The organism is Aeromonas sp. DNP9, from assembly GCF_001728955.1.
Lineage (GTDB): Bacteria > Pseudomonadota > Gammaproteobacteria > Enterobacterales > Aeromonadaceae > Aeromonas > Aeromonas veronii.
Map to the genome: position 1 here is coordinate 34,107 of NZ_LYSQ01000025.1, position 26,644 is coordinate 60,750.

The 26,644-nt window shown below is 59.9% G+C and carries 21 protein-coding genes; 12 read left to right on the plus strand and 9 right to left on the minus strand.

Going from position 1 to position 26,644, the window contains the following annotated elements; genetic code table 11:
- The first annotated feature begins 68 nt into the window (after positions 1–68).
- From nrfE to A9G06_RS17015, 5 genes are all read left to right on the plus strand, one after another.
- On the plus strand, positions 69–2,039 hold the full coding sequence (gene nrfE / locus A9G06_RS16995; RefSeq protein WP_069555962.1) for a heme lyase NrfEFG subunit NrfE: 1,971 nt from the start codon (positions 69–71) through the stop codon (positions 2,037–2,039).
- Positions 2,036–2,638: a DsbE family thiol:disulfide interchange protein gene (locus A9G06_RS17000; RefSeq protein WP_069555963.1), complete on the plus strand. Its 603-nt coding sequence runs from the start codon at positions 2,036–2,038 to the stop codon at positions 2,636–2,638. The genes nrfE and A9G06_RS17000 overlap by 4 nt, the downstream gene beginning before the upstream one ends.
- Entirely contained in the window at positions 2,635–3,840 is a 1,206-nt protein-coding gene (gene nrfF, locus A9G06_RS17005) for a heme lyase NrfEFG subunit NrfF (RefSeq protein ID WP_069555964.1), read from the plus strand. The genes A9G06_RS17000 and nrfF overlap by 4 nt, the downstream gene beginning before the upstream one ends.
- Positions 3,841–3,931: 91 nt before the next feature.
- Entirely contained in the window at positions 3,932–4,561 is a 630-nt protein-coding gene (locus A9G06_RS17010) for a DUF2268 domain-containing putative Zn-dependent protease (RefSeq protein WP_069555965.1), read from the plus strand.
- Between the two features lie 54 nt (positions 4,562–4,615).
- The gene (locus tag A9G06_RS17015) at positions 4,616–5,068 is read left to right on the plus strand and encodes an NUDIX domain-containing protein (protein WP_069555966.1); all 453 of its coding nucleotides are present in this window, start codon (positions 4,616–4,618) and stop codon (positions 5,066–5,068) included.
- Positions 5,069–5,166: 98 nt separating this feature from the next.
- Here the strand turns inward: A9G06_RS17015 and phnX are convergent, their stop codons facing one another.
- From phnX to phnW, 3 genes are read right to left on the minus strand one after another with little or no spacing between them, the layout of a single operon-like run.
- Entirely contained in the window at positions 5,167–6,006 is an 840-nt protein-coding gene (phnX, locus tag A9G06_RS17020) for a phosphonoacetaldehyde hydrolase (protein WP_069555967.1), read from the minus strand.
- Entirely contained in the window at positions 5,999–7,438 is a 1,440-nt protein-coding gene (locus A9G06_RS17025; RefSeq protein WP_069555968.1) for an aspartate aminotransferase family protein, read from the minus strand. Before A9G06_RS17025 ends, phnX begins: the two co-directional genes overlap by 8 nt.
- Positions 7,435–8,577, minus strand: a complete 1,143-nt coding sequence (gene phnW, locus A9G06_RS17030; RefSeq protein WP_069555969.1) for a 2-aminoethylphosphonate--pyruvate transaminase — start codon at positions 8,575–8,577, stop codon at positions 7,435–7,437. Before phnW ends, A9G06_RS17025 begins: the two co-directional genes overlap by 4 nt.
- A gap of 265 nt (positions 8,578–8,842) precedes the next feature.
- Here phnW and phnR point away from each other — a divergent pair, with 265 nt between their 5' ends.
- The 7 genes from phnR to A9G06_RS21620 all read left to right on the plus strand — a co-directional run bounded on the left by phnR (position 8,843) and on the right by A9G06_RS21620 (position 17,707).
- Positions 8,843–9,550, plus strand: coding sequence for a phosphonate utilization transcriptional regulator PhnR (gene phnR, locus A9G06_RS17035; protein WP_005352498.1), 708 nt, complete (start codon positions 8,843–8,845; stop codon positions 9,548–9,550).
- Positions 9,551–9,670: 120 nt separating this feature from the next.
- The gene (locus A9G06_RS17040; RefSeq protein ID WP_069555970.1) at positions 9,671–10,690 is read left to right on the plus strand and encodes a putative 2-aminoethylphosphonate ABC transporter substrate-binding protein; all 1,020 of its coding nucleotides are present in this window, start codon (positions 9,671–9,673) and stop codon (positions 10,688–10,690) included.
- A gap of 272 nt (positions 10,691–10,962) precedes the next feature.
- Positions 10,963–12,057 carry a putative 2-aminoethylphosphonate ABC transporter ATP-binding protein gene (locus A9G06_RS17045; protein WP_069555971.1) on the plus strand — a complete coding sequence of 365 codons (1,095 nt, stop codon included), beginning with the start codon at positions 10,963–10,965 and terminating at the stop codon, positions 12,055–12,057.
- Positions 12,054–13,790, plus strand: a complete 1,737-nt coding sequence (locus A9G06_RS17050) for a putative 2-aminoethylphosphonate ABC transporter permease subunit (RefSeq protein WP_069555972.1) — start codon at positions 12,054–12,056, stop codon at positions 13,788–13,790. Before A9G06_RS17045 ends, A9G06_RS17050 begins: the two co-directional genes overlap by 4 nt.
- An 18-nt stretch (positions 13,791–13,808) precedes the next feature.
- A complete protein-coding gene (locus tag A9G06_RS17055; RefSeq protein WP_069555973.1) occupies positions 13,809–15,215 on the plus strand; it encodes an FAD-dependent oxidoreductase in 1,407 nt (468 codons plus the stop codon).
- Positions 15,216–15,492: 277 nt separating this feature from the next.
- The gene (locus A9G06_RS17060; protein ID WP_171903399.1) at positions 15,493–16,191 is read left to right on the plus strand and encodes an SDR family NAD(P)-dependent oxidoreductase; all 699 of its coding nucleotides are present in this window, start codon (positions 15,493–15,495) and stop codon (positions 16,189–16,191) included.
- Between the two features lie 61 nt (positions 16,192–16,252).
- The gene (locus tag A9G06_RS21620) at positions 16,253–17,707 is read left to right on the plus strand and encodes an AAA family ATPase (protein ID WP_083243816.1); all 1,455 of its coding nucleotides are present in this window, start codon (positions 16,253–16,255) and stop codon (positions 17,705–17,707) included.
- Between the two features lie 78 nt (positions 17,708–17,785).
- On the opposite strand, the gene sucD is transcribed toward A9G06_RS21620, so the two are convergent.
- The 6 genes from sucD to sdhA form a co-directional block, all read right to left on the minus strand.
- A complete protein-coding gene (gene sucD / locus A9G06_RS17065; protein ID WP_069555975.1) occupies positions 17,786–18,658 on the minus strand; it encodes a succinate--CoA ligase subunit alpha in 873 nt (290 codons plus the stop codon).
- Positions 18,658–19,824, minus strand: a complete 1,167-nt coding sequence (gene sucC, locus A9G06_RS17070; protein ID WP_005361097.1) for an ADP-forming succinate--CoA ligase subunit beta — start codon at positions 19,822–19,824, stop codon at positions 18,658–18,660. Before sucC ends, sucD begins: the two co-directional genes overlap by 1 nt.
- Before the next feature lie 171 nt (positions 19,825–19,995).
- Positions 19,996–21,186, minus strand: coding sequence for a 2-oxoglutarate dehydrogenase complex dihydrolipoyllysine-residue succinyltransferase (odhB, locus tag A9G06_RS17075; protein WP_069555976.1), 1,191 nt, complete (start codon positions 21,184–21,186; stop codon positions 19,996–19,998).
- Between the two features lie 35 nt (positions 21,187–21,221).
- Positions 21,222–24,029: a 2-oxoglutarate dehydrogenase E1 component gene (sucA, locus tag A9G06_RS17080; protein ID WP_069555977.1), complete on the minus strand. Its 2,808-nt coding sequence runs from the start codon at positions 24,027–24,029 to the stop codon at positions 21,222–21,224.
- A 115-nt stretch (positions 24,030–24,144) separates the two neighbouring features.
- Positions 24,145–24,861, minus strand: a complete 717-nt coding sequence (locus A9G06_RS17085; RefSeq protein WP_005333549.1) for a succinate dehydrogenase iron-sulfur subunit — start codon at positions 24,859–24,861, stop codon at positions 24,145–24,147.
- A 16-nt stretch (positions 24,862–24,877) separates the two neighbouring features.
- A complete protein-coding gene (sdhA, locus tag A9G06_RS17090) occupies positions 24,878–26,644 on the minus strand; it encodes a succinate dehydrogenase flavoprotein subunit (RefSeq protein WP_040066317.1) in 1,767 nt (588 codons plus the stop codon).

A 26,644-nucleotide genomic window follows, 5' to 3' on the forward strand; every position in this document is an offset into this window, starting at 1 on the left:
TATCCCCCAGCGCCGGTACGGTGCAGACGCTGCGGCATAACATAGACGAATGATTGACTGGAGGTTATGTGCTGGCGGAGCTCGGCTATCTCTCACTGTTGCTGGCAGCGGCACTCTCCTTGCTGCAAGGCACACTGCCCTGGCTGGGATTACGGCTCGCCTCCCCGACCCTGCTGCGCTGCGCCAAGCCGCTGGCCCTCCTGGTCGCGATCCTGCTGTTGGCCGCCCTGCTGCTGCTCGCCAGCTGTTTTGGCCTCGATGACTTCACCCTGGTCTATGTGGCCCAGCACGCCAACAGCGCCCTGCCGCTTGGCTTCAAGCTGGCGGCCGTGTGGGGCGGCCACGAGGGCTCCATGCTGTTCTTCGTCTTTGCGCTGGGGCTGTGGGGCGCCCTGGTGGCCCTTTGCTCCAGGCGGGTCGATCCGCTGATTACAACCCGGGTATTGGCCATCATGGGGCTGATCGTCGGGCTGTTCGGCCTCTATACCCTGATCTTCTCCAGCCCGTTTGACCGCCAGTTCCCGGGGCCGCTGGAGGGGCGCGATCTCAACCCCATGCTGCAGGATATCGGCCTTATCATCCACCCGCCCCTGCTCTATCTCGGCTACGTCGGCTTTGCGGTCAACTTCGCCTTCGCCATGGCTGCGCTCCATTCGGGCAGACTGGATGGCGCCGTGGCCCACTGGAGTCGCCCCTGGGCGCTCGGCTCCTGGGTGTTTCTCACCGCCGGTATCGTGCTGGGCTCCTGGTGGGCCTATTACGAGCTCGGCTGGGGCGGCTGGTGGTTCTGGGATCCGGTGGAAAACGCCTCCCTCTTGCCCTGGCTGCTCGGCACCGCTCTGCTGCACGCCCTGATTCTCTGCGAGAAGCGCGGCGCCTATGGTCACGCTGTGCTGTTGCTCTCCATCTTCACCTTCGCCTTGAGCCTGCTCGGCACCTTCGTGGTGCGCTCCGGGGTGCTCACCTCGGTGCACGCCTTTGCGGTGGACCCCAGCCGCGGCCTCACCCTCTTGTTACTGCTCGGCTTGCTATTGACCTGCGCCCTCACCCTGTTTGCCCTGCGGGCGGACATTCGCGCCCCCTACGCCCGCTTTGGCTTGCTGTCAAAGGAGGGGCTGCTCGGCGCCGCCATCCTGCTGCTCTGCGTGGCCTGCGCCAGCGTGCTGCTCGGCACCTTCTACCCCATGGTGTTCCAGTCGCTCCATCTGGGTTCGCTCTCGGTGGGTGCCCCCTATTTCAATACCATCTTCGTGCCGCTGGCCCTCTGCCTGATGGGGCTGATGACCCAGCTGCCGCGCCTGCGCTGGCAGCAGCTTGCGCCACATTCCCGACTCAACGCTCTGTTGCCGCCGCTGTTTGGCCTGCTTGGCGGCGGGCTCATTAGCCTTGCCTATCTGGAACAGGGATCTTTTTCCGGTAACTGGAACGGCATCCTCGCCAATATAGTGAGCCTCTGGCTGATGGCCAGCCTGTTGCTCCCGCTCTTGCAACTGACGTCGCTGCGCGAGCTCACCCTCAATCGGTTCGGCAGCTTGCTGGCCCACCTCGGGGTGGCGGTGTGTGCCCTTGGCATCGCGCAGGTGAGTCACCACAGTCAGGAGGGGGGCACTGTGCTAAGTGCCAACCAGCCCTACCAGCTCGGTGCCTTCGAGTTTCGCTATGAGGGACGCGAGCCGGTGATCGGCCCCAACTATACCGCCGAGCGCATCACGCTTAGCGTGCACAAGAACGATAAAGAGGTGGCGCGGCTGACGCCGGAGCGGCGCCACTACAGCGTACGCACCATGAACATGAACGAGCCCGGCATCGCTTGGGGGCTGTTTGGTGATCTCTACGTGGTGCTTGGCGAGAAGATGGGACCCGGCGCCTATGCCATGCGGCTGCACTACAAGCCGCTGGTGCGCTGGATCTGGCTCGGCGGCCTGTTGATGATGGCTGGCGGCACCCTGCGCCTGCTCGCCCGCCGGCCGCTGCTGGCCCCTAGTCGCAGTCCAGTGCGATCTTCGCCTCGCCCTCTGCTCAATCAGGAGTCCTTATGAACGCCCGTCTGCTCCTGTTCGTGCCGCTTGTGCTCACCCTGGGGCTCGGTGCTCTGCTCTGGCTCGGCCTTGGCAACAACCCCTACAGCCAGGATGAGGCCGTCGCAGGGCGCACTCTGCCCGCCTGGCAGAGTGACAATCTGTTTGGCGGTGCTCCCATCCACACCGCGGCGTTCAAGGGGGAGCCCTTTGTGCTCAACATCTGGGCCAGCTGGTGCCCCAACTGCCGCGCCGAGCATCCGCTGCTGGGTGAGCTGGCCAGCGCCGTGCCCCTCTATGGCCTCAACTACCGGGACAAGGGGGACGCCGCCCGCGCCTGGCTCACCGAGGCGGGTAACCCCTATCGCGCCGTGCTGGCCGACCCCGACGGCAAACTGGCCCTTGAGCTCGGCGTCTACGGCACGCCGGAAACCTATCTGTTTGATGCCGATGGTGCCCTGCTCGCCCGCCATACCGGCGAGCTTACCAAAGGGATCTGGCAACGCCAGTTTACCCCCCTGCTCGACAAGGCGCGAGCGGATGCGCAGATAAAGGCCGCCACAATGGCACCCGCGATTGCGCCATCTATTGCAACATCAGCTCGGGAGACACAGCCATGATGTGCCGTTCTCTTGCTTGCGCCCTGCTGGCCCTCGCCATGCTGCTGAGTGCAACTGCATATTCCAGCGGGGTCAATACCTATCAGTTTCGCCACCCCGAGCTGCAGACCCGCGCTCAGGAAGTGGCCCGCGCCCTGCGCTGCCCCCAGTGCCAGAACCAGAATCTGGTAGAGTCCAACTCCCCCATCGCCAGAGATCTGCGGCTAGAGCTCTACCGCTGGGTGGACGAGGGACAGAGCGATGAGCAGGTGATCGCCCGGATGACGGAGCGCTTCGGCGATTTCGTCCGCTACGATCCCCCCTTAAAGGCCAGCACGGCGCTGCTGTGGGGCGGCCCCCTGCTGCTGTTGGGGCTGGCGCTGTTGACCCTGTTTCGCCGCCTGACGCGCACAAAGGTACAAGCCATCCCTGTCGTTAGAGCAATGATTGAACCCATTCATCAACCTGCGGCCGATCCCCGCAGCGAATTGAATTGGCTGATCATGCATGGGGAGCAGACAGGTCTCTCCCCTGACCAACCACTCTACAAGGAGCTAGTTGCCGCCCGCCTGGCCAACGCCATCCCGGCGGCTGAGCTGGCCCTGCGCGCGCAACTGGCCAACCAGCATGACAATCGCGGTCGCAATAACCGGCACGGGCGGGCCTTGTTGCTGCTTAGCCTCCTGGCCATCGCGGCCGTTGCCGCTGTGTATCTCAGCACCGGCCGCTATCAGGCATGGCAGGATTATGCATCCCGTCCCGATCCGCTGGCGGGGTTGAGCCCGCGGGATCTGCAGGACAAGGAGCTGGGCGCCCTGCACCAGCGCCTGCAAACCAACCCTGCCGATCTCGACCGCTGGGCGGCGCTCGGCCAGCTCTATCTCTATCGCGGCGAATATGACAACGCCCTGCTCGCCTACCAGCGAATCGCCCTGCTGGAGGGGGGGGCCAGCGCGGCGACCCAGGCCGCGCAAGCCACCGTGCTCTACTATCAGGCGGGCCAACAGCTGACTCCCGAGGCAACCCGCCTGCTGGAGAGCGCTCTCAAGCAGGACTCGGGGGAAGTGAGCGCCCTGATGCTGCTCGCCTCCGATCACTTCCTGCATGGTCGCTACAGTCAGGCCATTGCGCTGTGGCAGCAACTGCTCGATGGCGAGCGCCCTCGTATCAACCGGGCCGCGCTGATCGAGGCGATCCAGACGGCAAGCATAATGGGCGGGTAACCCCTTGATTGAAGGAGGGTAATTGTGGTGATATGGCGCCGCGACCACGCAAGTGGCTCAGCACTCTCTTTCAATAGACAAGGATGTCTGGATGCAACTCACCCTGTTAAACGACTCGGGCAAATTCGATGGGCTTGATGACACCATTAGGCACGTCTTTGCCAAGACGGCCAACAAATTGAATGCCTTGTTCGATCTCTCCCAACTGGATGTAACCTTCAGCCCTTTTGCCGAGGGGGATGCGCCCGACTCGGGTATCGGTGGCTGGGCCATCAACATGTATCGGATAGAACTCCAGCTTGATCTGGAGAGGCCCGACATCAAAGAGGTAATCATCACCGAATTGCCTGCCGTGCTGGCCCACGAAGTCCACCATATCGTGCAAAAGAAGAACAAGGTGGCAGCAGAGACTCTGGCCGAAAACCTGATTTTTGAAGGGCTGGCTTGCTACTTTGAGCAGAGGTTCAATGGCGGCACACTCCCCTCGCTGTTCAAGGAGTCTCATCATCATGACTGGCAATCGCTCCTGGCAGAGATGACGCCCCATCTGTCCAGCAAGCAGTTCAACTTTTTAGATTTTTTCTACTGCCGTGATAACCGGCCATTTCCCAAATATGCCGGTTACTGGGTGGGGTTCAATCTGGTGGCCAACTATCTGGCCAAAAATGGACTGAATGAAATAGAGGTCATGGGCCTACCCGCCGAGGCGTATTTCAATTAACACGCCTTCACACTGTTCGTGGCGATTACAGAGCCCAAATCCGGAGAGAAGATCATGATCCCCATTCGCTGCAAGGCCGTCTCTGGCGTTGCCCTCACCACTGTCGATGGCGAAACCAGATTGCTGGTGATGAAACGGGTCAAGGGGGGCTTCTGGTGTCATGTGGCAGGCACGGTGGAGGCGGGTGAAACCGGCTGGCAGACCATTATTCGGGAGTTTGGCGAAGAGACGGGTATCAGGGTCACCGAACTCTACAACGGCCAGTATCTGGAGCAGTTTTACGAGGCGAGCCTGAATACGGTGGAGGTTGTACCGGTCTTTGTGGTCTATTGTCCGCCCAATCAGGCGGTGACCCTCAACGACGAGCACACCGAATATCGCTGGTGTTCCCTGGCCGAGGCCAAGGCGCTGGTGAGTTTCCCCGGCCAGAAGGCACTCTACGACCATATCTGGCACCATTTTGTCGACAACGCCCCCTCTCCCCTGATGCGGATCGATATCCGCTGACCGCGCACGGCTTCCCCCTGTAAATGCAACACGCCCCCGGATGGGGGCGTGTTGTATCTCAAGCCAGCCAAGCGCTTTTGTTAGACCAAGCAGATGGCCTACGGCCGCTCGCCAGCGGCCAGACGGCGGTTGATATCGGCGATAACCGGGGCGATGTCGGCAAGGGTATCAATCACATAGTGCGCCCCCGCCGCCCGCAGTTTGGCCTCGGCCGGTGCGCGCCGGGCAGCGATCTCCGCCTCGCTCATGGCGGCAAACTCTTCCCAGGTGGCACCAAATTCGTTGCCGGAAACCGACAATCCCACCGTCCACATGCCCGCTTTCAGCCCTTCGCTGATGCCGGGTACGGCGTCATCCACCTTGATGCAGCGATGCACCGCGCTCACTCCCAGCTCAATTACGTTGGCCAGCGCCATCCAGGGGCCGGGGCGACCACCGGCTTTGAGGTCATCGGTAGCGACCCAGTGATCCGGGCGATAGCCGTGATCGGCCGCCGCTGGCACCAGCGCCTCCATCACCGGACGGGGATAACCGGAGCAGGAGCCGATTTTCATCCCCTGCACCCGCAGAGCGTCCAACACAGGCAGCACACCGGGGATGGGGGCGGCAAAGCGGGTCACCGCGGCAATCTGCAGCGGCATAAAGGTGTGATAAATGTGGTCCACCTCGGCGTGGCTCATAGGATGGCCGAAGCGGGCCTGCCAGCGCGCATCCACCGAGGGCAAACGGCCCAGCGCGGCGATATGATCCCACTTGCCAAGGCCCATGGGCTGGCGTGCTTCGTCCAGAGTCACGGGGAAGTCATAGGCGCGGGCGAAGGCCTCGACGAAGATGGAGGTGGGGGCGAAGGAGCCGAAATCGACGACGGTGCCAGCCCAGTCGAGGATCAGCGCCTCTACGTCGGTGATCGGATCTACAGCAATCTGCAAGTCAGTCATGGTGGTGTTCCTGTTTCGGTGAAAGCGTGATCTCGCCAAGGGCGCGATCGAGAATGGTGATGGCGCGCACCAGATCGGCGCGGTCGATATTGAGTGGGGGCGAGAGCTGAATGACATTGCCCTGGGAGACCTTGAAGCTGAGCCCCAGTTCCAGACAGCGGTAGAGCAGCCGCTCGGCGGCCAGGCTATTGCGGGTGCGACTCTGGCGATCGACCACCAGATCGAGCGCCCACAGGAGGCCGATACCGCGCACCTGCCCGATCAGCGGGTGACGCTCGGCAAGCGCTGCAAGCTCTGCCGCCATAAAGCGGCCATCCTCCTGCGCTTTTGCCAACAATCCAGATTCGCGGATGGTCGCGATGGTCGCGAGGGCCGCCGCGCAGCCGATAGGGCTCTTCTCGTGGGTGTAGTGACCGAGGGAAATAGCTGCCGCCTGATTGAAACGGTCGCGGGTAATGAGCGCGGCAAACGGTACTACCCCGCCCCCCAGCCCCTTGCCCAGACAGATGATGTCAGGCTCGATGCCAAACTCTTCAAAGCTGAACCAGTGGCCAGTGCGGCCTAGGGCATTGGGGATCTCGTCGACGATCAGCAGCACCTTGTGGCGATCGCAGATCTCTCGCACCCGCTGCCAGTAGGCCTTCGAGGGAACCTGCACATCGGTATTGCGGATGGGCTCGGCGATAAAGGCGCCGATCCCTCCCTCCTTCTCGATGACGTACTCCAGATAATCGGCGTAGTGCAGGTCATCCCCCTCCCCGCGATACCAGGCACCGCGATAACGGGTGGGCGGTGGGATGCGCTCCACGCCGGCCATCAGCGGGCCCATACCAGCGCGAAAACAGGCCTCGCCGCCAACCGAGATGGCATCGAGGGAGGCGCCGTGAAAGGCATCCCACAGGGATACCACCTTGCTGTTGCCGGTGATGAAACGGGCGAGCTTCAGGGCAATCCCCACCACCTCGCTGCCGCCGGGAGCGAACAGCACCCGGTTGAGATCGCCTGGGGCCAGTTCGGCCAGAGTGCGGGCACAATCGATAGCAACCTGATGGGTGTAGCGGCGGGGCGCGAACGGCAGATCAGCGAGTTGCTGCTGCACCGCGGCTACTACCCTAGGGTGGCCGTGGCCAAGCTGATGAACGCTGTTGCCGTGAAAATCGAGGTAACGCTTGCCCGATACGCTGGTCAACCAGCTCCCCTGCGCCCCCTCAATCAGATCGAGACAGGGGGTGGAGAGGGCCTGATGGAGAAAGTAGCGGCTATCTTCCACCAATCCAGCCTGTACATCTTCGCTCTGGCCCGCCCACCAGCGCGCCCGCCCCTCGCCAAGGTTGATATCCCCTTCGCTGTCGGCGCGGCCGCTGCCGTGTAGCTTATGGTCATGCAAATCGCGGCCACGCAGATCACGACCCTGAGCCTGCATGCTGGTCATCGCGCGTCCCCTTGCCAGTAGCAGGCGCTGGCCATGGCGGCGAGCAGATCCCGCACCCGCTCAGGGGTCACGTCACCGATATTACCGATACGGAAGCAATCGGCTTGCGATACCTTGCCCGGATAGATGACAAAGCTCTGCGCCTTGAGCCGCTGGTAGAAGTCGGCGAAGCGGTAGTCCGGGTGGGTCGGAGAGTAGAAGGCGGTGATGATGGGGGATTGCCATTTTTCTGGCAGCAGCGGCGCAAAGCCGAGCTCAGCCATCCCCGCCACCAGTGTGCGCTGGTTCTCGCTGTAGCGCCGATGGCGGGCGGCAATGCCCCCCTCTTTATCCAGCTCGCGCAGCGCCTGAGCAAAGGCGAGCACGGTATGGGTGGGCGAGGTAAAGCGCCACTTGCCCCCCTGCTGCTCCATGGTCTGCCACTGGGCATGCAGGTCGAGGGAGACCGAGCGAGCGCGCCCAGCACAGGCCGCCAACGCGGCGCGGCGAGCGATAACAAAACCAAAGCCCGGTACCCCCTGAATGCACTTGTTGGCCGAGCTGATAAGAAACTCGATGCCAAGGCGTCCCATGTCGATGGGGATACCGCCAAAGCTGCTCATGGCATCGACGATCAGGCGGATGCCGCGGCGCTGGCAGAGCGCAGCCACCTCCTCAAGGGGGTTGAGCATGCCGGTGGTGGTCTCGCAATGCACCATGGCCAGATGGGTGATCTCGGGGTGGCGCGCCAGCATCGCCTCGATGGCGGCGGGCTCCGGGCGGGTGGTCTCGCCGCAGTCCAGCTCGTGGTGGCGCAGGCCAAGGCAGCGGGCCATCTCCCCCATGCGGGCACCGTAGGCGCCGTTGTTGATGATCAGCAGACACTCATAGACGCCTATCGCCGAGCCCAGCACACTCTCCACCACATAGCTGCCACTCCCCTGCAGCAGCACGGCGCTGTAGTCACTTTGATATTCAGGGCCAGTTGCCAGCCGCACCAGCTCGCGGCGGATGGGCTCAACCACGCCCTGGTTGTAGTCCGCATCCCAGGTGCAGCTGTCTTGCAGCATGGCGGCGCGCACCGTGGCAGTGGTCGAGAGGGGGCCCGGGGTCAGCAGCAGGTAATCGACGGCGGCGGGGGCCGCAGGAATATGGGTCATGACTTCGCTCCATTTGGTATATACCAGAATGAGCGCATTGTGGGTAACTGCCCCGCCAAGGTCAAATGGGTGGCGCTACGTGCAACAAAAAATTCATTTTCAGCGCCGGGATCGCGATAATCTAGGAGGCCTGAACAACAGGGGCGATACTGGTATCTACCAACACATGTTGATGTTGCCCTTTAACCACCGGGCAGATGACCAGCCCTGTGCCCAGCCCATTGCCCAACTCATTGCACAACTTATTGCAAAACCAGGGATTTTCATGAGCAAACCGCAATATCTGCAGATCAAGGATGCCCTCGCCAACCAGATCCTGGCGGGGGGGCTGGCCCCCAACGACAAGCTCCCCTCCGAGCGGCTGCTGGGGGAACTCTATGGCACCACAAGGGTCACCATCCGCGAGGCGCTGGTGCAGCTGGAGGCGAACGGCCTTATCTATCGGGAGGATCGCCGCGGCTGGTTCGTCACACCGCCACGCTTTCGCTTGAACCCCAGACGCACCTCCAACTTTCACCAGATAGTGCGGGAGCAAGGGGGTGAGCCGCACACCGAACTACTGGAGAAAAGCCGTCAGGCGGTGCCGCCCGCATTGATGGCGCAGCTGCAGCTCAAGCCGTTCGACAGCCTGTTTCTGCTAAAACGGCTGCGCTACGCCAACGGGCGCGCCATCTGCTACTGCGAGAACCACTGCCTGCCCGAGCGGGTACCCGGCCTGCTGGCGCTGGATCTCAACGGCAGTCTGACCGAGATCTACCAGGCCCATTACGATCTCCACTACGCCCGCATGCAGGTGCGCTTCTTCCCCACCGCCCTGCCGGACGAGGTGGCCAAGGCGCTGGGGGCCACCGCCGGCCTACCCGCCCTGCGCCTCGAACGACTCAACTTCGATCAGCACGGCCGGGTGCTCGACTTCGATCTGGAGTACTGGCGTCACGACAGTCTGGAGATCGAGGTGGATACCCAGGATTAGTCACGGATAAATCAGGAACGGCAAAACGTCACGGGGCTGTCACGGTCACGTCATAAAGATCCCCTAGCCTCTCTCTCGACCAATCTGGTTTATACCAAACCAATTTAACTGGAGAAGAGGATGAAACAGGGAACCCATCTGCTGGCCGCCGCCGTGCTGGCTGCCATGACCGCCCCGGCACTGGCCGCGACCGATCTCACCGTCTACACCGCCTTCGAACCGGAGCAGCTCAACGAGCTGAAAACCGCGTTCGAACGCCAGCATCCGGACATCAACATCAAGTGGGTGCGTGACTCCACCGGCGTGGTCACCGCCCGCTTGCTGGCAGAAAAAGCGCAGCCCAAGGCGGATGTGGTGTGGGGACTGGCCGCCACCAGCCTGATGCAGCTCGATCAGCAGCAGATGCTCAATGCCTATGCACCGAAAGGGCTGGAGAAGCTCGACAGCCGCTTTCGCGACAGCAAGGCCGAGCCGCACTGGATCGGTCTGGACGCCTTCTTCAGCGCCATCTGCTTCAACAAGGTAGAGGCGGAAAAACAGGGGATCCCGGCCCCCACCAGCTGGGCCGACCTCACCAAGCCCATCTACAAGGGCAAGGTGATCATGCCCAACCCCAGCTCCTCCGGCACCGGTTACCTGAGCGTTGCGGGCTGGCTGCAGAGCATGGGCGAGCAGCAGGGCTGGCAATTTATGAACGGCCTTCACCAGAACATCGACCGTTACACCCACTCGGGCTCCGCCCCCTGCAAGCTGGCCGCCAGCGGTGAAACGGTGATCGGTATCTCCTTCGACTTCCCGGCTACCAGCCTCAAGGCCAAGGGAGCCCCCATCGAGGTGGTGTTCCCGAAAGAGGGGTCGGGCTGGGATATGGAAGCCGCCGCCATCATCAAGGGCACCCCCAAGCTGGAAGCCGCCAAACAGCTGCTCGACTTTGCCGCCACCGAACAGGCCAACGCCCTCTACAACAAGTCGTTTGCCGTGGTCGCCATCCCCGATGTAGCCCAACCGAGAGCGGGCTATCCGGCGGATATCAAAGGCCAGATGATCGACAACGACTTTAGCTGGGCAGCCCGCGAGCGTAACGCCATCCTGGCCCAGTGGAGCGCCAGCTTCGACGGCAAGACCGAAGCCAAGCAGTAAGCGTGAAGGTCGGCGGTTTGTTCACGCCAGACACACCGCTGCCAATAAACTGCCAGTCGAAGGCCAACAGCTGTTGGCCTTCGCTTTTTGGTTTTAACTTCCCGAGTTTGCATTGCCTTCAATTAGCGATGCTTAGTCCATTCGCACAGTGCCCAGCCACTTGCTGGCGACCCGATCTCATTTGACTGTCATCAAGCTGTCATCCCCCGATCACCTGACCGTCACACTTCACCTGCAAACTGGTATATACCAAATCAGTAGCGAGTCGAACCATGACCCAGCCCTATCTGGACATTCAACATCTCAACAAGCAGTTCGGTGCTTTTCAGGCCCTCAAGGGGATCTCTCTGACCATTGAGCCGGGGGAGTTTATCTGCTTTCTCGGCCCCTCCGGCTGCGGCAAAACCACCCTGCTCAGAGCGATCGCCGGGCTGGATCTGCCAGACAGCGGCGAGATCTGGCAAGGAGGGCGCAATATCTCCCGCCTGCCGCCCCAGGAGCGCGACTTTGGCATCGTGTTTCAGTCCTATGCCCTCTTCCCCAACCTGACGGTGGCCCAGAACATCGCCTTCGGCCTTGAGAATCAGGGGCTGGCGCGGGATCTCATCAAGGAGCGGGTGGACCACTGGCTGGGGCTGGTGGATCTCACTGCCCAGTCCCACAAATACCCGAGCCAGATCTCAGGCGGCCAGCAGCAGCGGGTGGCGCTGGCCCGGGCCTTGGCCCTCTCCCCCGGCCTGCTGTTGCTGGACGAACCGCTCAGCGCGCTGGATGCACTGGTGCGCACCCATCTTCGCAGCGAGATCCGCGCCCTGCAGCAGCGCCTTGGCATCACCACCATCATGGTGACCCACGATCAGGAAGAGGCGCTGACCATGGCCGACCGCATCGTGGTGATGGAGGGCGGCCGCATCGTGCAGGTGGGCACCCCGCAGGAGATCTACCACCAGCCTGCCAGCCGCTTCGTGGCAAGCTTCGTCGGCACCATGAACTTCCTCGAGACCCTGGTGCTGAGCCCCAATCAGGTGCGCCTCAACGAACAACCGCTGCAACTCGCCAATCAGGCCGCAGCTGGCAGCAAATTGCAGGTGGCGATCCGCCCCGAGGCAATCACCCTGAGTGCGCCGAGCGAGCCGTATCTTGGCCAACATGGTGTTGAAGCAATCATCGATCAGGTGGAGTTTCTCGGCGCCGCCCAGCGTCTGATCTGCACCGCCGACACCTATCTGGGCCCGCAGCAGATCCTGGTGGAGCGCCCGACCCACGAGCTGCCCCGCCACGAACAGGGTGGCTGGCGCAGCGGCATGCGCTGCTCGCTGCACTGGCCCGCCGGAGCGATGCAGCTGTTTGAAGGAGATCGCCCATGACAGCCCCCTTCGCGACCTCCTCCCTGCTGCCACCAGTGACAGCCCGCCAAGACTCTCGCTGGCAGCGGCTCTGTCGCGGCTGGAGCCGGGATCAGCTGCTGCAACTGATCCTGCTGGTGCTCGGAATTGCCCTGCTCACCGGCGGTCTGTTGCTGCCGCTGCTCACCATGCTGCAAAAGAGCCTGCAGGATGAGAACGGCCTCTGGGTGGGCCTTGCCAACTTCAGCGCCTACTTCGACTCCCCTCATCTGGGGCGCACCATCGGCAACACCCTCTGGCTCGGGGTGCTGATCACTGCGCTGGTGGTGACCATCGCCTTTGGCTACGCCTATGCCCTCACCCGCACCTGCATGCCGGGCAAGCCCCTGTTTCGCCTCATCGGCCTTATTCCGCTATTGATGCCCTCCCTGCTGCCCGCCATCAGTCTGGTCTACTGGTTTGGCAATCAGGGGATCGCCAAGGGGCTGCTCGGCGGCGAGAGCATCTACGGCCCCATCGGCATCGTCATTGGTCTGGGCTTCTGGTGCTTCCCCCACGCCCTGATGATCCTTATCACTGCGCTCGGTCAGAGCGATGCCCGCCTCTATGAAGCCTCCCGGGTGCTGGGCAGCAGCGGCTGGCGCACCTTTGTCACCGTCACCCTGCCTACCGCCCGTTATGGCCTGCTCAGCGCCGCCATCGCCGTCTTCACCCTCACCATCTGCGACTTCGGAGTTGCCAAGGTGATTGGCGGCCAGTACAGCGTGCTGGCTACCGACATCTACCGGCAGGTGATCGGGATGCAGAACTTCTCGCTGGGCGCCGTTGCCAGCGTCACCCTACTGCTGCCGGCACTGTTGAGCTTTGCGCTGGAGCACAGAGTGCGCAGCAAGATGCAGGAGCAGAGCAGCATCAAGGCGGTGCCCTATCAACCCAAACCCCATCGGCTGCGGGATCTGCTGGCGCTCGGTTGGTGCACGCTCTGGGCCCTGCTGTTTCTGGCGCTGGTGGGGATGGCCGTTTACGGCTCCCTGGTGCAGTTCTGGCCCTATAACCTCGGACTGACGCTGGATCACTACGCCTTTGACAGCAACAGTGTCTACGGCTGGCAGCCCTTTACCAACACCTTGCAACTGGGCCTCTATACCGCGCTTATCGGCACCGTGCTGGTGATGGTGCTGGCCTGGGCGCAGGAGAAGGGGCGCCACTTTGCGCCGCTGCGCCAGCTGTTGCATCTGCTTGCCATGCTGTCGCTGGCGGTGCCCGGCATGGTGCTGGGACTGGGCTATATCTTCTTTTTCAACGGCAATCCGCTCTTTGGCGGCCTCTATGGCACTCTGCCGCTGATGGTGCTCTCCTGCGTCATCCACTACTACACGGTGGGTCATATGACGGCGCTGACCAGCCTCAAGCAGTTGCCAAAAGAGCTGGAGCTGGTAGCCATCTCATTGCGCATTCCGCTCTGGAAGGCGTTCTGGCGAGTCACCCTGCCCGCCTCCCTGCCAGCGCTCTTGGAAATCTTTATCTATCTGTTCGTCAACGCCATGACCACCACCTCGGCGGTGATCTTCCTCTATTCGAGCGACAGCGTGCTCGCCTCCATCGCCGTGCTCAATATGGAGGATTCCGGCGATACCGCCGCGGCCGCCGCCATGGCCACCCTGATCCTGCTGGCCGCCGCCACCGTCAAGCTGCTCCAGCTCTTTTTGAGCCGCGCCCTGCTGGATCGCACCCAGCGCTGGCGCCACCAATAACCTTATCGAGGAGTCATCATGTCCACTCTCCCCTTCTGGCTGGCCGAAGCGCTCGCCGCCGAACAACCCGCACCGCCCACACCCCTTCACGGCCACCACGAGGCCGATGTCTGCATCGTCGGCGGCGGCTTTACCGGGCTTTGGAGCGCCATCGCCCTTAAACAGGCCGAGCCACACTTGCGCATCACGGTGCTGGAGAAAGATAGCTGCGGCAGCGGCGCCTCCGGACGCAACGGCGGCTGTTTGCTCACCTGGTCGGCCAAGTATTTGACCTTAAAGCGCCTCTTTGGCGAGCAGCAGGCCGCCTGGCTGGTGCAAAGATCCGAGCAGGCGGTGCACGAGATCGCCCGCTTCTGCGACACGCACAACATAGAGGCACAGCTGAGGGTCGAGGGCACCTGCTACACCGCCACCAGCGAGGCGCAGCGCGGCCTGATGGAGCCGGTATTGCAGGAACTCAAACGCGCAGACCTTAACCAGTGGCAAGTGATTGAAGAGGGTAAACTGGCGAGCCAGAGCGGCTCCCACGTTCATCTGGAGGGGCTCTACAGCCCTCATGCCGGTTCGGTGCAACCGGCACTGCTGGTGCGTGGCCTGCTGCGGGTAGCGCGGGAGCTGGGCGTCGAGGTTTATGAAGGCTCCCCTATGCAGCGCCTTGAGGCGGGCCAGCCTGCGCGGGTGCAAACACCGCAGGGTGAGGTGTGTGCCCGCAAGGTGGTGCTGGCCCTCAACAGCGCGATGGTGCAGCACTTTCGCGAGTTTCGCCGCAGTATCGTGTTGGTCTCCTCCGATATGGTGATAACCGACCCCGCGCCGGATGCCCTGGCTGCCCAGCAGCTTGCGCACGGCCGCTCCGTGGTGGATGGCCGCACCTTTGTCCACTACTACCGCTCGACCCCGCAAGGGCGGCTGATGCTGGGCAAGGGGGGCAACACCTTCGCCTTTGCCAACCGCCATCTGGCCGAGTTCGATGCGCCGAGCCGTTATCTTGCCCCTCTCACCCGCACCCTGCGCCGCTTCTTTCCGGCGCTCAAAGAGGTGCCCATCGCCGCCAGCTGGTGCGGCGCCTCCGACCGCTCGGTAGATGGCCTCCCCTTCTTCGGCCACTGGCGAGGGCAGCCCAATATCGTCTATGGCCTCGGCTATTCCGGCAACGGGGTGGCGCAGAGCTGGATCGGCGGCCAGATCCTGGCGGCCCTGGTGAGAGACGAGGTGCGGGAGGAGGACAAGCCGTGGCGCGACTGCGCCCTGGTAAGCGGCCCGCGCGGCTACTTCCCGCCAGAACCATTCCGCTGGCTGGGGGCCATGGCGGTACGCAATGCCATCCGGCGCAAAGAGCGGGCGGAAGATGAGAACCGTCCGGTGGCCTGGTATGACAAACAGCTGGCCAAACTTGCCGATGCGGCGGGCAAGGCGGATAAATAGCCCGGCGATAACGGGCAACATTACCCATATTGCTCACCCCTGATCCCACTTATTCAAAAGCCGACCAGAGGGTCGGCTTTTGAATTACGAGGCTTACTCGCGATATACAGTGATACCGCATCATCTAAATTGGTTGCTACGGCATAATAATCTTGACAACACCAATAGCTGATAGCAGGCAATCCATGTAGCATACTCGCCACCAAACGCTCGAATACGCATCGCTACTCGAAACTGAGGATAGTGATAAATGACAATGTGCAAAATGGGACGAGTGATGAAAACAGTGTTGATAACCGGAGCGAGCAGAGGATTGGGGTTAGCACTGGTTCAGACTTTTTACGAGCGCGGATATCAGGTTTACGCCGTGGTCAGAACCACCAGCGCTTGTGACATGCTCACTACTCTCTACCCTGCCGTCTCTGTGCTGATAACCGATGTCACCCATGAGAATTATGAAGAACAGCTATTTGGTTTTATCCAAGACAGAGCAGTAGATATCGTCATAAATAATGCTGGCTCTGCTGGCACCCCGGGGATCGACACAAGGCATAGCACCGGCGACCAGCTGGTTTATGAATTTAAGACCCATTGTGTCGGTGCGCTATCAACCGTTAATGCCGTATTGCGCAATGAAAATGTATTACCCCCATCCTTGATCGTAAATATCAGTTCAAGGAGAGGCTCATTAAATATGCAAGCGGCAGGCGCAGCCAAAGGAGTAAAATGCTCTTTCTCCTATCGCATAGCAAAGGCAGCTCAAAACATGCTGTCACTGTGTATGGCTGATGATCTGGAGAACATGGGGATAAACGTTATCTCGGTTCACCCCGGAGCATTACTTACCAAAATGGCACCTGCTGATGCAACACTGACACCAGAGCAGTCAGCAAATCGATTGGCTGAAATGATAGAAGGCAATAATTTTAATACACGGGATTTTATCTGCTTGGAGACAGGCAAGCTGCCTTGGTAGAACATCGTGATCAAACGGCACAGAATATCTTTACAACTCCAAACTACTTGTAGGTAACGGCATGGCTAATATAGTTAAAAAACTACAACATAAATATGGCGAAAAGAACCGCTATGCTAACTTTGGGCCTTGCCTGAGAAAAGTTCATATCGATGGGTTCAGAGGGATTTATGAACTTGATCTTGATATAGACTTTCCAATAACAGTCATTTCTGGTCTTAATGGAGCAGGGAAAAGCACTGTAGGTCAACTTGCAATATGTGCATATAAAAAACCATCTACCTCAGTTGAATACAAAAGACAATACATAAAAGATTTTTTTCCTATCTCAACCGCAGATCCAAAACCAATATCTGATGGAGCGAAAGCTATTTATTTTTATGAAACAGATGACTATAAAAAACAACAAGAAGTAACAATATCACGAGCCAACTCAGCATGGTCGGGCTACAAAAGACAACCTGAGCGGCACTGTTACTACGTGGGGTTCACTGTTTATATACCCAAAGTAGAACGAAGAGATGTGAGTGTTTATGGTGGTTCAAATCTCCAATTTACAGAGAAACGAGATATAGACCAAAAAGTCATCGGTAAAATGGCTAGAATCATTGGTCATAAATATGATGATGTTACATTTCAAGGCGTTTCTCATAAGGGGAAAGAATCAGAAGTAGGTATAGCATCAAGACTTGGATACTCATACTCTGAAAATAACATGGGGTTTGGAGAAGGACGAATCCTTTATACTGTTGACAAACTTGAAAATTCTCCAGAACAAAGCCTTTTTATTCTTGAAGAACCTGAAACCTCATTGCATGAGAGTGCACAGCATGAATTTGCAAGATATCTTTTAGATGTATGTAATAGGCGCCACCATCAAATCATTCTTTCAACTCACTCCAGCGTCATAATTAATGCACTTCCACCTGAATCACGAAAGTTACTATTAAGAAATGAAAATGGCGTAGAAGTAGTAAATAAAATCTCATCTAGTCAAATTCGTTCAGTTTTGTCATCAGGTCATGTCAGGCAGCTAGATATATGCGTTGAGGATATTTTCGCAAAAGTATTGCTAACTGAAGTCATTCGTATAAAAAAGAAAGACCTGTTAAAGGTAGTAGCCATCCATGATATTGGAGATAAAGATGCCGTTCGAGAAGCTGTCCGTGTACTAAACAAAACAGGAAAAAGAGCAATAGCAGTAAGAGATGCTGATGTTGGTGTAGCGCCCCAAGAGTCATTACATTCATTTCCAGGAGTGAACCCTCCCGAAAAAGAAGTCTTTAGCCATCCTAAAGTTAAGGCTCTTTTACTAGAAAAATATGATTTACATGTCGACTGGATTCTTGAAAGAGATGAAGTGACCGACCATCATCTTTATGCAAAAGAACTTGCTCGTGAAGCAGAATCAGAAGAAAGTGTGATACGTACAGTTGCAATTGAAGAATACATTAAAAGTATTGAAGATGAATTTAGCGAATTAATTTTTGCGATTGAAAATGCAGTTAAAAGCTAGTTTTAAATAAAATTTACTTTCTTAATAAAAAGCCGCCCATTGGGCGGCATTTTATTAGAGATAACGGGCTAGCAGGAATTACCAGCCGGTGACTTCGCGCAGGGCCTTGCCGATATCGGCCAGGGAACGGACGGTTTTCACGCCAGCATCTTCCAGCGCGGCAAACTTCTCGGCGGCGGTACCCTTGCCACCGGAGATGATGGCGCCAGCGTGGCCCATCCGCTTGCCGGGAGGGGCAGTAACACCCGCGATATAAGAGACCACCGGCTTGGTGACGTGGGCCTTGATATAGGCGGCTGCGTCTTCCTCGGCGTTGCCGCCGATCTCGCCAATCATCACGATCGCTTCGGTCTGCGGGTCGTTCTGGAACATCTCCAGAATGTCGATAAAGTTGGAGCCCGGGATGGGGTCGCCGCCGATACCGACGCAGGTGGACTGGCCAAAGCCCTCGTCAGTGGTCTGCTTGACCGCTTCGTAGGTCAGGGTGCCGGAGCGGGAGACGATGCCCACCTTGCCCGGCTTGTGAATGTGTCCCGGCATGATGCCGATCTTGCACTCACCCGGAGTAATAACGCCCGGGCAGTTGGGGCCGATCATCCGCACGCCGGTCTCTTGCAGCTTCACTTTGACGTCCAGCATATCCAGGGTCGGGATGCCTTCGGTGATGGTGACGATGAGCTTGATGCCCGCGTCGATCGCTTCCAGGATCGCGTCCTTGCAGAATGGAGCTGGAACATAGATGACAGAGGCAGTGGCGCCGGTCGCTTCGACCGCGTCACGGACGGTGTTGAACACCGGCAGGCCCAGATGGGTGGTGCCACCCTTGCCCGGAGAGACGCCGCCCACCAGCTGGGTTCCGTAGGAGAGCGCCTGCTCGGAGTGGAAAGTACCCTGACCGCCGGTAAAGCCCTGGCAGATCACCTTGGTATCTTTGTTGATCAGAACGCTCATCAGTTGGCCTCCGCTGCTTTGACGACTTGCTGCGCGGCATCGGTCAGACTCTTGGCCGCAATGATGTTGAGGCCGCTCTCGGCCAGCTTGATACCACCCAGCTCGGCGTTGTTGCCTTCCAGACGGACCACGACGGGCACCTTGACCCCCACTTCCTTGACCGCACCGATAATGCCTTCCGCGATCATGTCGCAGCGCACGATGCCGCCGAAAATGTTGACCAGCACCGCTTTGACGTTGCTGTCGGAGAGGATGATCTTGAACGCCTCGGTCACCCGCTCCTTGGTGGCGCCGCCGCCGACGTCAAGGAAGTTGGCCGGCTTGCCGCCGTGCAGGTTGACGATATCCATGGTACCCATGGCCAGACCCGCGCCGTTGACCATGCAGCCGATGTTGCCATCGAGGGCCACATAGTTCAGCTCCCACTGGGCGGCGTGCGCTTCGCGGGGGTCATCTTGTGACGGGTCGTGCATCTCGCGCAGCTTGGGCTGGCGATACAGTGCGTTGGCGTCGATGTTGATCTTGCCATCCAGGCAGTGCAGGTTGCCCTGCGCGGTGATCACCAGCGGGTTGATCTCCAGCAGCGCGAAATCGCAATCCAGGAACATCTGGCCCAGACCCATGAAGATCTTGGTGAACTGTTTGATCTGATCGCCGACCAGACCCAGTTTGAAGGCCAGTTCGCGGGCTTGATAAGCCTGCGGACCCACCAGCGGATCGATGGCCGCCTTGTGGATCAGATGGGGGGTTTCGTGGGCGATCTTCTCGATGTCCACGCCACCTTCGGTCGAGGCCATGAAGACCACGCGGCGCGAACCACGGTCAACCACGGCGCCCAGGTAGAGCTCTTTGGCGATGTCGGTGCAAGATTCCACCAGGATCTTGGTGACCGGCTGGCCGTTGGCATCGGTCTGGTAGGTCACCAGATTTTTGCCAAGCCAGTTTTGGGCAAAAGCACGGATCTCATCCTTGCTCTTGGCCACTTTCACGCCGCCCGCTTTACCGCGGCCACCGGCGTGTACCTGGCATTTGACGACCCAGGTATTGCCGCCAATCTTGTCGGCCGCTTCGGCCGCTTCTTGTGGGGTAGCACAGGCATAACCTTCGGAGACCGGCAGGCCATACTCGGCAAACAGCTGTTTTGCCTGATATTCATGCAGATTCATAGATGCTCTATCCGTGTTGTAGGTATTTCCGTCCGGGGCTGGTGTTTCTCAATCCCCTGTGAATGGGGGCCTGGGTGGCCCCTCGTTATCTTTCAATCGCTCGGGTATTACTCAAACGTCCAGCAGCACATTCGGCTCGGGGCGCAAACCCCTTGCCCGGGTGCCACGGGCTTAGACGTCCAGCAACAGACGGGTCGGGTCTTCCAGCAACTCCTTGACGGAGACCAGGAAGCCTACCGATTCGCGTCCGTCGATGAGACGGTGATCGTAGGAGAGCGCCAGATACATCATCGGCAGGATCTCGACCTTGCCGTCAACGGCCATCGGGCGATCCTGGATCTTGTGCATGCCCAGAATGGCGCTCTGGGGCGGATTGATGATCGGGGTGGACATCAGGGAGCCGAACACGCCACCGTTGGTGATGGTGAAGTTGCCGCCAGTCAGTTCATCCACGGTCAGCTTGCCGTCACGGCCCTTGCCCGCCAGATCCTTGATGGCCTTCTCGATGTCCGCCAGGCTCATGTTGTCGCAGTCGCGCAGCACCGGCGTCACCAGACCACGGGGGGTGGAGACGGCGATGCTGACGTCGAAGTAGTTGTGGTAAACCACGTCATCGCCATCGAGCGCCGCGTTCACTTCCGGATAGCGCTTGAGGGACTCCACCACTGCCTTCACGTAGAAGGACATAAAGCCGAGCTTGATGCCGTGCTTCTTCTCGAAGATCTCGCCGTACTGCTTGCGCAGATCCATGATGGGCTTCATGTTGACCTCGTTGAAGGTGGTCAGCATGGCGGTGGTGTTTTTCGCTTCCAGCAGACGCTCGGCGATGCGCTTGCGCAGACGGGTCATCGGCACCCGCTTGTCGGTGCGACCACCCAGCGGGGCAACCTTGGCTGCCGGGGCTGCAGTTGCGACCGGTGCGGCTGCCGCAGGCTGGCTCTTGACCTTGATGAAGGCTTCCACATCATCCTTGGTGATGCGACCACCCTTGCCGGTACCGGTCAGCTTGGTCACGTCGATGTCGTGCTCGCCAATCAGACGGCGCACCGAGGGGCTCAAGCCATCGGCACCATCATCGGCCACCGCTTCAGCGGGTTTCTCTTTGGTCTCTTCACCGGCCACCGGAGCGGCGGTGAGGATGGCAATCAGTTGACGGGACAACACGGTTGCCCCTTCCCCTTGCAGAATATCCCCCAGCACACCGGCTTGCGGTGCCGGCACTTCCAGCACCACCTTGTCGGTCTCGATGTCGACCAGCACTTCGTCACGGGCGACCAGATCGCCCGGTTTTTTGTGCCAGGTGGCGATAGTGGCATCGGCCACTGATTCCGGCAGATCCGGTACCTTGATTTCGATAGTCATCCAATCAGTTCCTTTTTACTTCTATGCCAGAGGCTTTACAGGGTAAGGGCATCTTCCACCAAGGCTTTTTGCTGCTTGGCGTGGACAGACATGTAACCGACGGCCGGCGAGGCTGACGCGGGGCGACCGGCATAACGCAGGGTGGCTCCGGTTGGCAGCACGCCATCGTAGTGGTGACGGGTGCAGTACCAGGCGCCCTGGTTCTGCGGCTCTTCCTGACACCAGACAAAGTCGGTGACATGGCTGTAATCGGCCAGAATGGCGCGCACTTCCTCTTCCGGGAAGGGGTAGAGCTGCTCAATTCGCACCAGAGCCACATCTTGCTGCTCGGCCTTGCGACGGGCATCGAGCAGGTCGTAGTAGACCTTGCCGGAGCAGAAGACCACGCGCTTGACCGCTTTCGGATCCAGCGCATCGATCTCGCCGATGGCGTTCTGGAAGGTACCTTCCGCCAGCTCTTCAAGTTTGCTCACCGCCAGCGGATGGCGCAGCAGGGATTTGGGCGTCATCACGATGAGCGGACGGCGCATCGGACGTACCACCTGACGACGCAGCATATGGAACACCTGCGCCGGGGTTGAGGGCACGCACACCTGCATGTTGTGCTGAGCGCACATCTGCAGATAACGCTCCAGACGGGCGGAGGAGTGCTCCGGGCCCTGCCCCTCGTAACCGTGCGGCAGCAACATGGTCAGGCCGCACATCCGGCCCCACTTCTGCTCACCGGAGGAGAGGAACTGATCCACCACTACCTGAGCACAGTTGGCGAAGTCGCCGAACTGGGCTTCCCAGATGGTGAGGCCAGCCGGCTCGGCGCTGGCGTAGCCATATTCAAAGGCCAGTACCGCGTTCTCGGTCAGCACAGAGTCATACACCTCGAACGGGCCTTGCTCGTCGTGCAGGTTGCACAGCGGGGTATAGGTGCTGGCATCGGTCTGGCTGTGCAGCACGGCGTGGCGGTGGAAGAAGGTGCCACGGCCGGAATCTTCACCGGTAAAGCGGATGCGGGACCCCTTGTCCACCAGGGTTGCGTAGGCCAGGGTCTCGGCAAAGCCCCAATCCACTAGCTTCTCGCCAGCGGCCATCAGACGGCGGTCTTCGTAAATTTTCTCGACCTGACGCTGCAGCACGTGGGTCGCCGGATACTGGCTCACCCGCTCGCCGAGGCTCTTGAGATGATCCATTGGCACGGCACTCTCATAGGCCATGTTCCAGTCGTGGCCCAGATAAGGGGTCCAGTCGACGGAGTGCAGCTCCATCGGCCGCCACTCCTTGCTCACCCGCTCGCCGCGATCCAGCGCTTCGCGATACTCGTTGACCAGTTCGGTCGCCCGCTCCTGGGCGAGGCTCCCCTCGGCCACCAGCTGATCGGCGTAGATCTTGCGCGGGGTCGGGTGCTGCTTGATCTTCTGGTACATCAAAGGCTGGGTTGCGCTCGGCTCGTCCGCTTCGTTGTGACCGTGACGACGGTAGCAGACCAGCTCGATCACCACGTCGCGTTTGAAGGTATTGCGGTAATCCAAGGCAATCTGGGTCACCAGCACCACGGCTTCCGGATCATCCCCGTTGACGTGCAGCACCGGCGCCTGCACCGCCTTGGCGATGTCGGTGCAATATTCGGTGGAACGCAGGTCACGGATATAGGAGGTGGTGAAACCAACCTGGTTATTGATGACGATGCGCACCGTCCCGCCGACACCATAGGCACGGGTCTGGGACATGTTGAAGGTCTCGGCCACCACGCCCTGACCGGCCATGGCCGAGTCACCGTGAATGGTGATGGGCAACACGCTGGAGCCATCCTTGTCACCGCGACGATCCATACGGGCACGGACCGAGCCGATGACCACAGGGTTGACGATCTCGAGGTGAGAGGGGTTGAACGCCAGCGCAAGGTGGACGTTGCCACCCGGGGTGGCGAAGTCGGAGGAGAAGCCCATATGGTACTTCACATCACCGGTGCCCCAGGATTCGCCATGCTTACCGGCAAACTCGTCGAACAGGTCCTGCGCCCGTTTACCGAGCACGTTGATCAGCACGTTGAGGCGACCGCGGTGTGCCATACCGATAACGGCCTCTTTGCAGCCCTGCTCACCGGCGCGACGGATCAGCTCCTTGAGCATGGGGATCATGGCGTCGCCACCTTCCAGCGAGAAGCGCTTGGCTCCCGGAAACTTGGCGCCCAGATATTTCTCCAGCCCTTCGGCGGCGGTCAGGCTCTCGAGGAAACGGGTCTTCTCTTCGAGGGTGTAGCTCCCCTTCCCTTCAATGGATTCGAGACGCTGTTGCAGCCAGCGCTTCTCTTCCGTGGAGGTGAGGTGCATGTAGTCGGCGCCTATGCTGCCGCAATAGGTCTTCTTCAGCGAGGCGTAGAGGTCGGAGAGCACCATTGTCTCGCGACCGATGGCGTAGGAGCCCACATTGAAGGTGGCCTCCATATCTGCGCCCTGCAGGTTGTGGAACGCAGGATCCAGTTCGGCAACGGTTTCACGCTGCCACAGGCCCAGCGGGTCCAGATTGGCATTCTGGTGACCACGGAAACGGAAGGCGTTGATCAGCTGCAATACCCGCACCTGCTTGGCATCCACTTGCGGATCGGAGACGGGGGCACTGTAGCGAGAGGGATCCTTGGCCAGACGACGGAAATAATCGCGGACCTGGGAGTGGGGTTGTTCAACCGCATGGCCATTGACCTGGGGCAGCTCGCTAAACAGGCTGCGCCACTCGTCGGACACGGAGTCAGGATTTTCCAGGAAGGATTCGTACAAATCCTCGATATAGCTTGCATTCGCACCAGCCAGGTGAGATGACTCCAACCAGGCCTTCATCACGCCGTTATGCATTTCTATCCCTTGTACTTCTTGTTACTGCTGCGCAGCTTGTAGGGGTCAAATAGCCATCCTGCCACGGGTGGGATGGCTATCCAGAGGTCGGGCCAGCACCTGGCCGGCCCTGATACTAAACAGCCCGATTGAGCAACATCGACTTGATCTGGCCAATCGCCTTGGTCGGGTTCAAGCCTTTCGGACAGACGTTCACGCAGTTCATGATGCCATGGCAGCGGAACACGCTGAATGCGTCGTCCAGATTCCCCAGTCGTTCGGTGGTCGCGGTGTCGCGGCTGTCAGCCAGCCAGCGGTAGGCGGCGAGCAGCCCGGCCGGACCGATGAACTTGTCGGGATTCCACCAGAAGGAGGGGCACGAAGTAGAGCAGCAGGCACAGAGAATGCACTCGTACAGGCCGTCAAGCTTGGCGCGCTCTTCGGGGGATTGCAGGTGCTCACGCACCGGCGGCAACTTGTCATCATTGATGAGGAAGGGTTTGACCTTCTCCCACTGGGTGTAGAACTGGGTCATGTCGATCACCAGATCACGGATCACCGGCAGGCCGGGCAAGGGGCGGATAACGACGTTATTGCCCTTCTTCAGCAGGTCGGAGAGCGGGGTGATACAGGCAAGACCGTTCTTGCCATTCATGTTGAGACCGTCTGATCCACAGACCCCTTCGCGGCAAGAGCGGCGGAAGGCGAGCGTGGGATCCAGCTCTTTCAACTGGATCAGTGCGTCGAGCACCATCATGTCGGAACCTTCAGGAATATCAAGACGATATTCCTTCATATGGGGGACGTTATCAACATCCGGATTGTATCTGTAGACAGAGAATGTGACGTTCATAGGGCTGGCTCCGCAATCAGTAAGTCCGGACCTTGGGCGGGAACGCCTCACGGGTCTTGGGTGACATGTTGACAGCGCGACGGGTCATGGACTCGGTGTCCGGATGATAGAGGCTGTGGCACAGCCAGTTCTCATCGTCGCGATCCGGGAAGTCGAAGCGGCAATGAGCACCGCGACTCTCGGTACGGAAGTTGGCGGCAACCGCCGTGGCAAACGCCGTCTCCATCAGGTTGTCCAGCTCCAGGCACTCGATGCGCTGGGTGTTGAACTCTTTGGAGGTGTCATCCAGACGGGCTGACTTGAGGCGTTCGCGGATAACCTTGAGCTCGGCCAACCCTTCTGCCATCGCCGCACCTTCGCGGAATACGGAGAAGTTGTTCTGCATGCAGCGCTGCAGGTCTTTGCGGATCTGCACCGGGTCTTCACCGTCACGGCAATTTTCCCAGCGGTTGAAGCGGGCCAGTGCGGCATCCAGATCCGACTCGGAAGCATCGCGGCCGTGATCCATCTCGCCCAGGGTGTTGACCAGATGCATGCCGGCCGCGCGGCCGAACACCACCAGATCCAGCAGGGAGTTGCCACCCAGACGGTTGGCGCCGTGTACGGAGACGCAGGCAATCTCGCCCACCGCAAACAGACCGACTACCGGCACATCGTTGCCGTTCTTGTCCTGGGTCAGGCACTGGCCATTCACGTTGGTCGGCACGCCGCCCATCATGTAGTGGCAGGTCGGGATGATCGGGATCGGCTCTTTGACCGGATCCACGTGGGCGAAGGTGCGAGAGAGCTCGCAGATGCCCGGCAGACGGGATTCCAGCACCTCTTTGCCGAGGTGATCCAGCTTGAGCTTGATGTGTGGACCCCAGGGACCGTCGCAACCACGGCCTTCGCGGATCTCGATCATGATGGAGCGGGCCACCACGTCGCGACCGGCCAAGTCCTTGGCGTTTGGCGCGTAACGCTCCATGAAGCGCTCGCCATCTTTATTGAGCAGGTAGCCGCCTTCACCACGGCAGCCTTCAGTTACCAGCACCCCAGCCCCGGCGATGCCGGTCGGGTGGAACTGCCACATCTCCATGTCCTGCACGCCGACGCCGGCACGCAGCGCCATGCCGACACCGTCACCGGTGTTGATGTGGGCATTGGTGGTGGACTGGTAGATACGACCGGCACCGCCAGTCGCCAGCACGGTGGCCTTGGCCTTGAAGTAGACCACTTCACCGCTCTCCATATCGATGGCGGTACAACCCACCACGTGGCCATCCTGGTTTTTCACCAGATCCAGCGCATACCACTCGGAGAAGACGGTGGTCTTGTTCTTGACGTTCTGTTGGTAAAGGGTGTGCAGCAGGGCGTGACCGGTACGGTCGGCGGCCGCTGCGGTACGAGCAGCCTGCTCGCCACCGAAATTCTTGGACTGACCACCAAACGGACGCTGGTAGACAGATCCGTTGTCGAAACGGGAGAAGGGCAGCCCCATGTTCTCCAGCTCATAGATAGCCTCGGGACCGGTTTTGCACATGTACTCGATGGCTTCCTGATCACCGATGTAATCGGAACCTTTTACCGTGTCATACATATGCCACTGCCAGTTGTCATCGTGGGCATTGCCCAGCGCAACCGTGATCCCGCCCTGGGCGGAGACAGTGTGAGAACGGGTTGGAAAAACCTTGGACAACAGAGCGCAGCTCTTGCCGGACTGGGCAATCTGCAGCGCGGCGCGCATACCGGCACCACCGGCACCAATCACCACCGCATCAAATTCACGAGTTGGAATAGTCAC

What these genes read in the sequence shown, in the direction of transcription:
- sucC (WP_005361097.1), bottom strand. Translation starts at nt 19,824, where the DNA reads ATGAATCTGCATGAATATCAGGCAAAACAGCTGTTTGCCGAGTATGGC.
- A9G06_RS17045 (WP_069555971.1), top strand. Translation starts at nt 10,963, where the DNA reads ATGACCCAGCCCTATCTGGACATTCAACATCTCAACAAGCAGTTCGGT.
- sucD (WP_069555975.1), bottom strand. Translation starts at nt 18,658, where the DNA reads ATGAGCGTTCTGATCAACAAAGATACCAAGGTGATCTGCCAGGGCTTT.
- phnW (WP_069555969.1), bottom strand. Translation starts at nt 8,577, where the DNA reads ATGACCCATATTCCTGCGGCCCCCGCCGCCGTCGATTACCTGCTGCTG.
- A9G06_RS17000 (WP_069555963.1), top strand. Translation starts at nt 2,036, where the DNA reads ATGAACGCCCGTCTGCTCCTGTTCGTGCCGCTTGTGCTCACCCTGGGG.
- phnX (WP_069555967.1), bottom strand. Translation starts at nt 6,006, where the DNA reads ATGACTGACTTGCAGATTGCTGTAGATCCGATCACCGACGTAGAGGCG.
- A9G06_RS21620 (WP_083243816.1), top strand. Translation starts at nt 16,253, where the DNA reads ATGGCTAATATAGTTAAAAAACTACAACATAAATATGGCGAAAAGAAC.
- A9G06_RS17050 (WP_069555972.1), top strand. Translation starts at nt 12,054, where the DNA reads ATGACAGCCCCCTTCGCGACCTCCTCCCTGCTGCCACCAGTGACAGCC.
- A9G06_RS17015 (WP_069555966.1), top strand. Translation starts at nt 4,616, where the DNA reads ATGATCCCCATTCGCTGCAAGGCCGTCTCTGGCGTTGCCCTCACCACT.
- A9G06_RS17040 (WP_069555970.1), top strand. Translation starts at nt 9,671, where the DNA reads ATGAAACAGGGAACCCATCTGCTGGCCGCCGCCGTGCTGGCTGCCATG.
- A9G06_RS17060 (WP_171903399.1), top strand. Translation starts at nt 15,493, where the DNA reads ATGAAAACAGTGTTGATAACCGGAGCGAGCAGAGGATTGGGGTTAGCA.
- phnR (WP_005352498.1), top strand. Translation starts at nt 8,843, where the DNA reads ATGAGCAAACCGCAATATCTGCAGATCAAGGATGCCCTCGCCAACCAG.
- nrfF (WP_069555964.1), top strand. Translation starts at nt 2,635, where the DNA reads ATGATGTGCCGTTCTCTTGCTTGCGCCCTGCTGGCCCTCGCCATGCTG.
- A9G06_RS17085 (WP_005333549.1), bottom strand. Translation starts at nt 24,861, where the DNA reads ATGAACGTCACATTCTCTGTCTACAGATACAATCCGGATGTTGATAAC.
- A9G06_RS17025 (WP_069555968.1), bottom strand. Translation starts at nt 7,438, where the DNA reads ATGACCAGCATGCAGGCTCAGGGTCGTGATCTGCGTGGCCGCGATTTG.
- sucA (WP_069555977.1), bottom strand. Translation starts at nt 24,029, where the DNA reads ATGCATAACGGCGTGATGAAGGCCTGGTTGGAGTCATCTCACCTGGCT.
- A9G06_RS17010 (WP_069555965.1), top strand. Translation starts at nt 3,932, where the DNA reads ATGCAACTCACCCTGTTAAACGACTCGGGCAAATTCGATGGGCTTGAT.
- odhB (WP_069555976.1), bottom strand. Translation starts at nt 21,186, where the DNA reads ATGACTATCGAAATCAAGGTACCGGATCTGCCGGAATCAGTGGCCGAT.
- A9G06_RS17055 (WP_069555973.1), top strand. Translation starts at nt 13,809, where the DNA reads ATGTCCACTCTCCCCTTCTGGCTGGCCGAAGCGCTCGCCGCCGAACAA.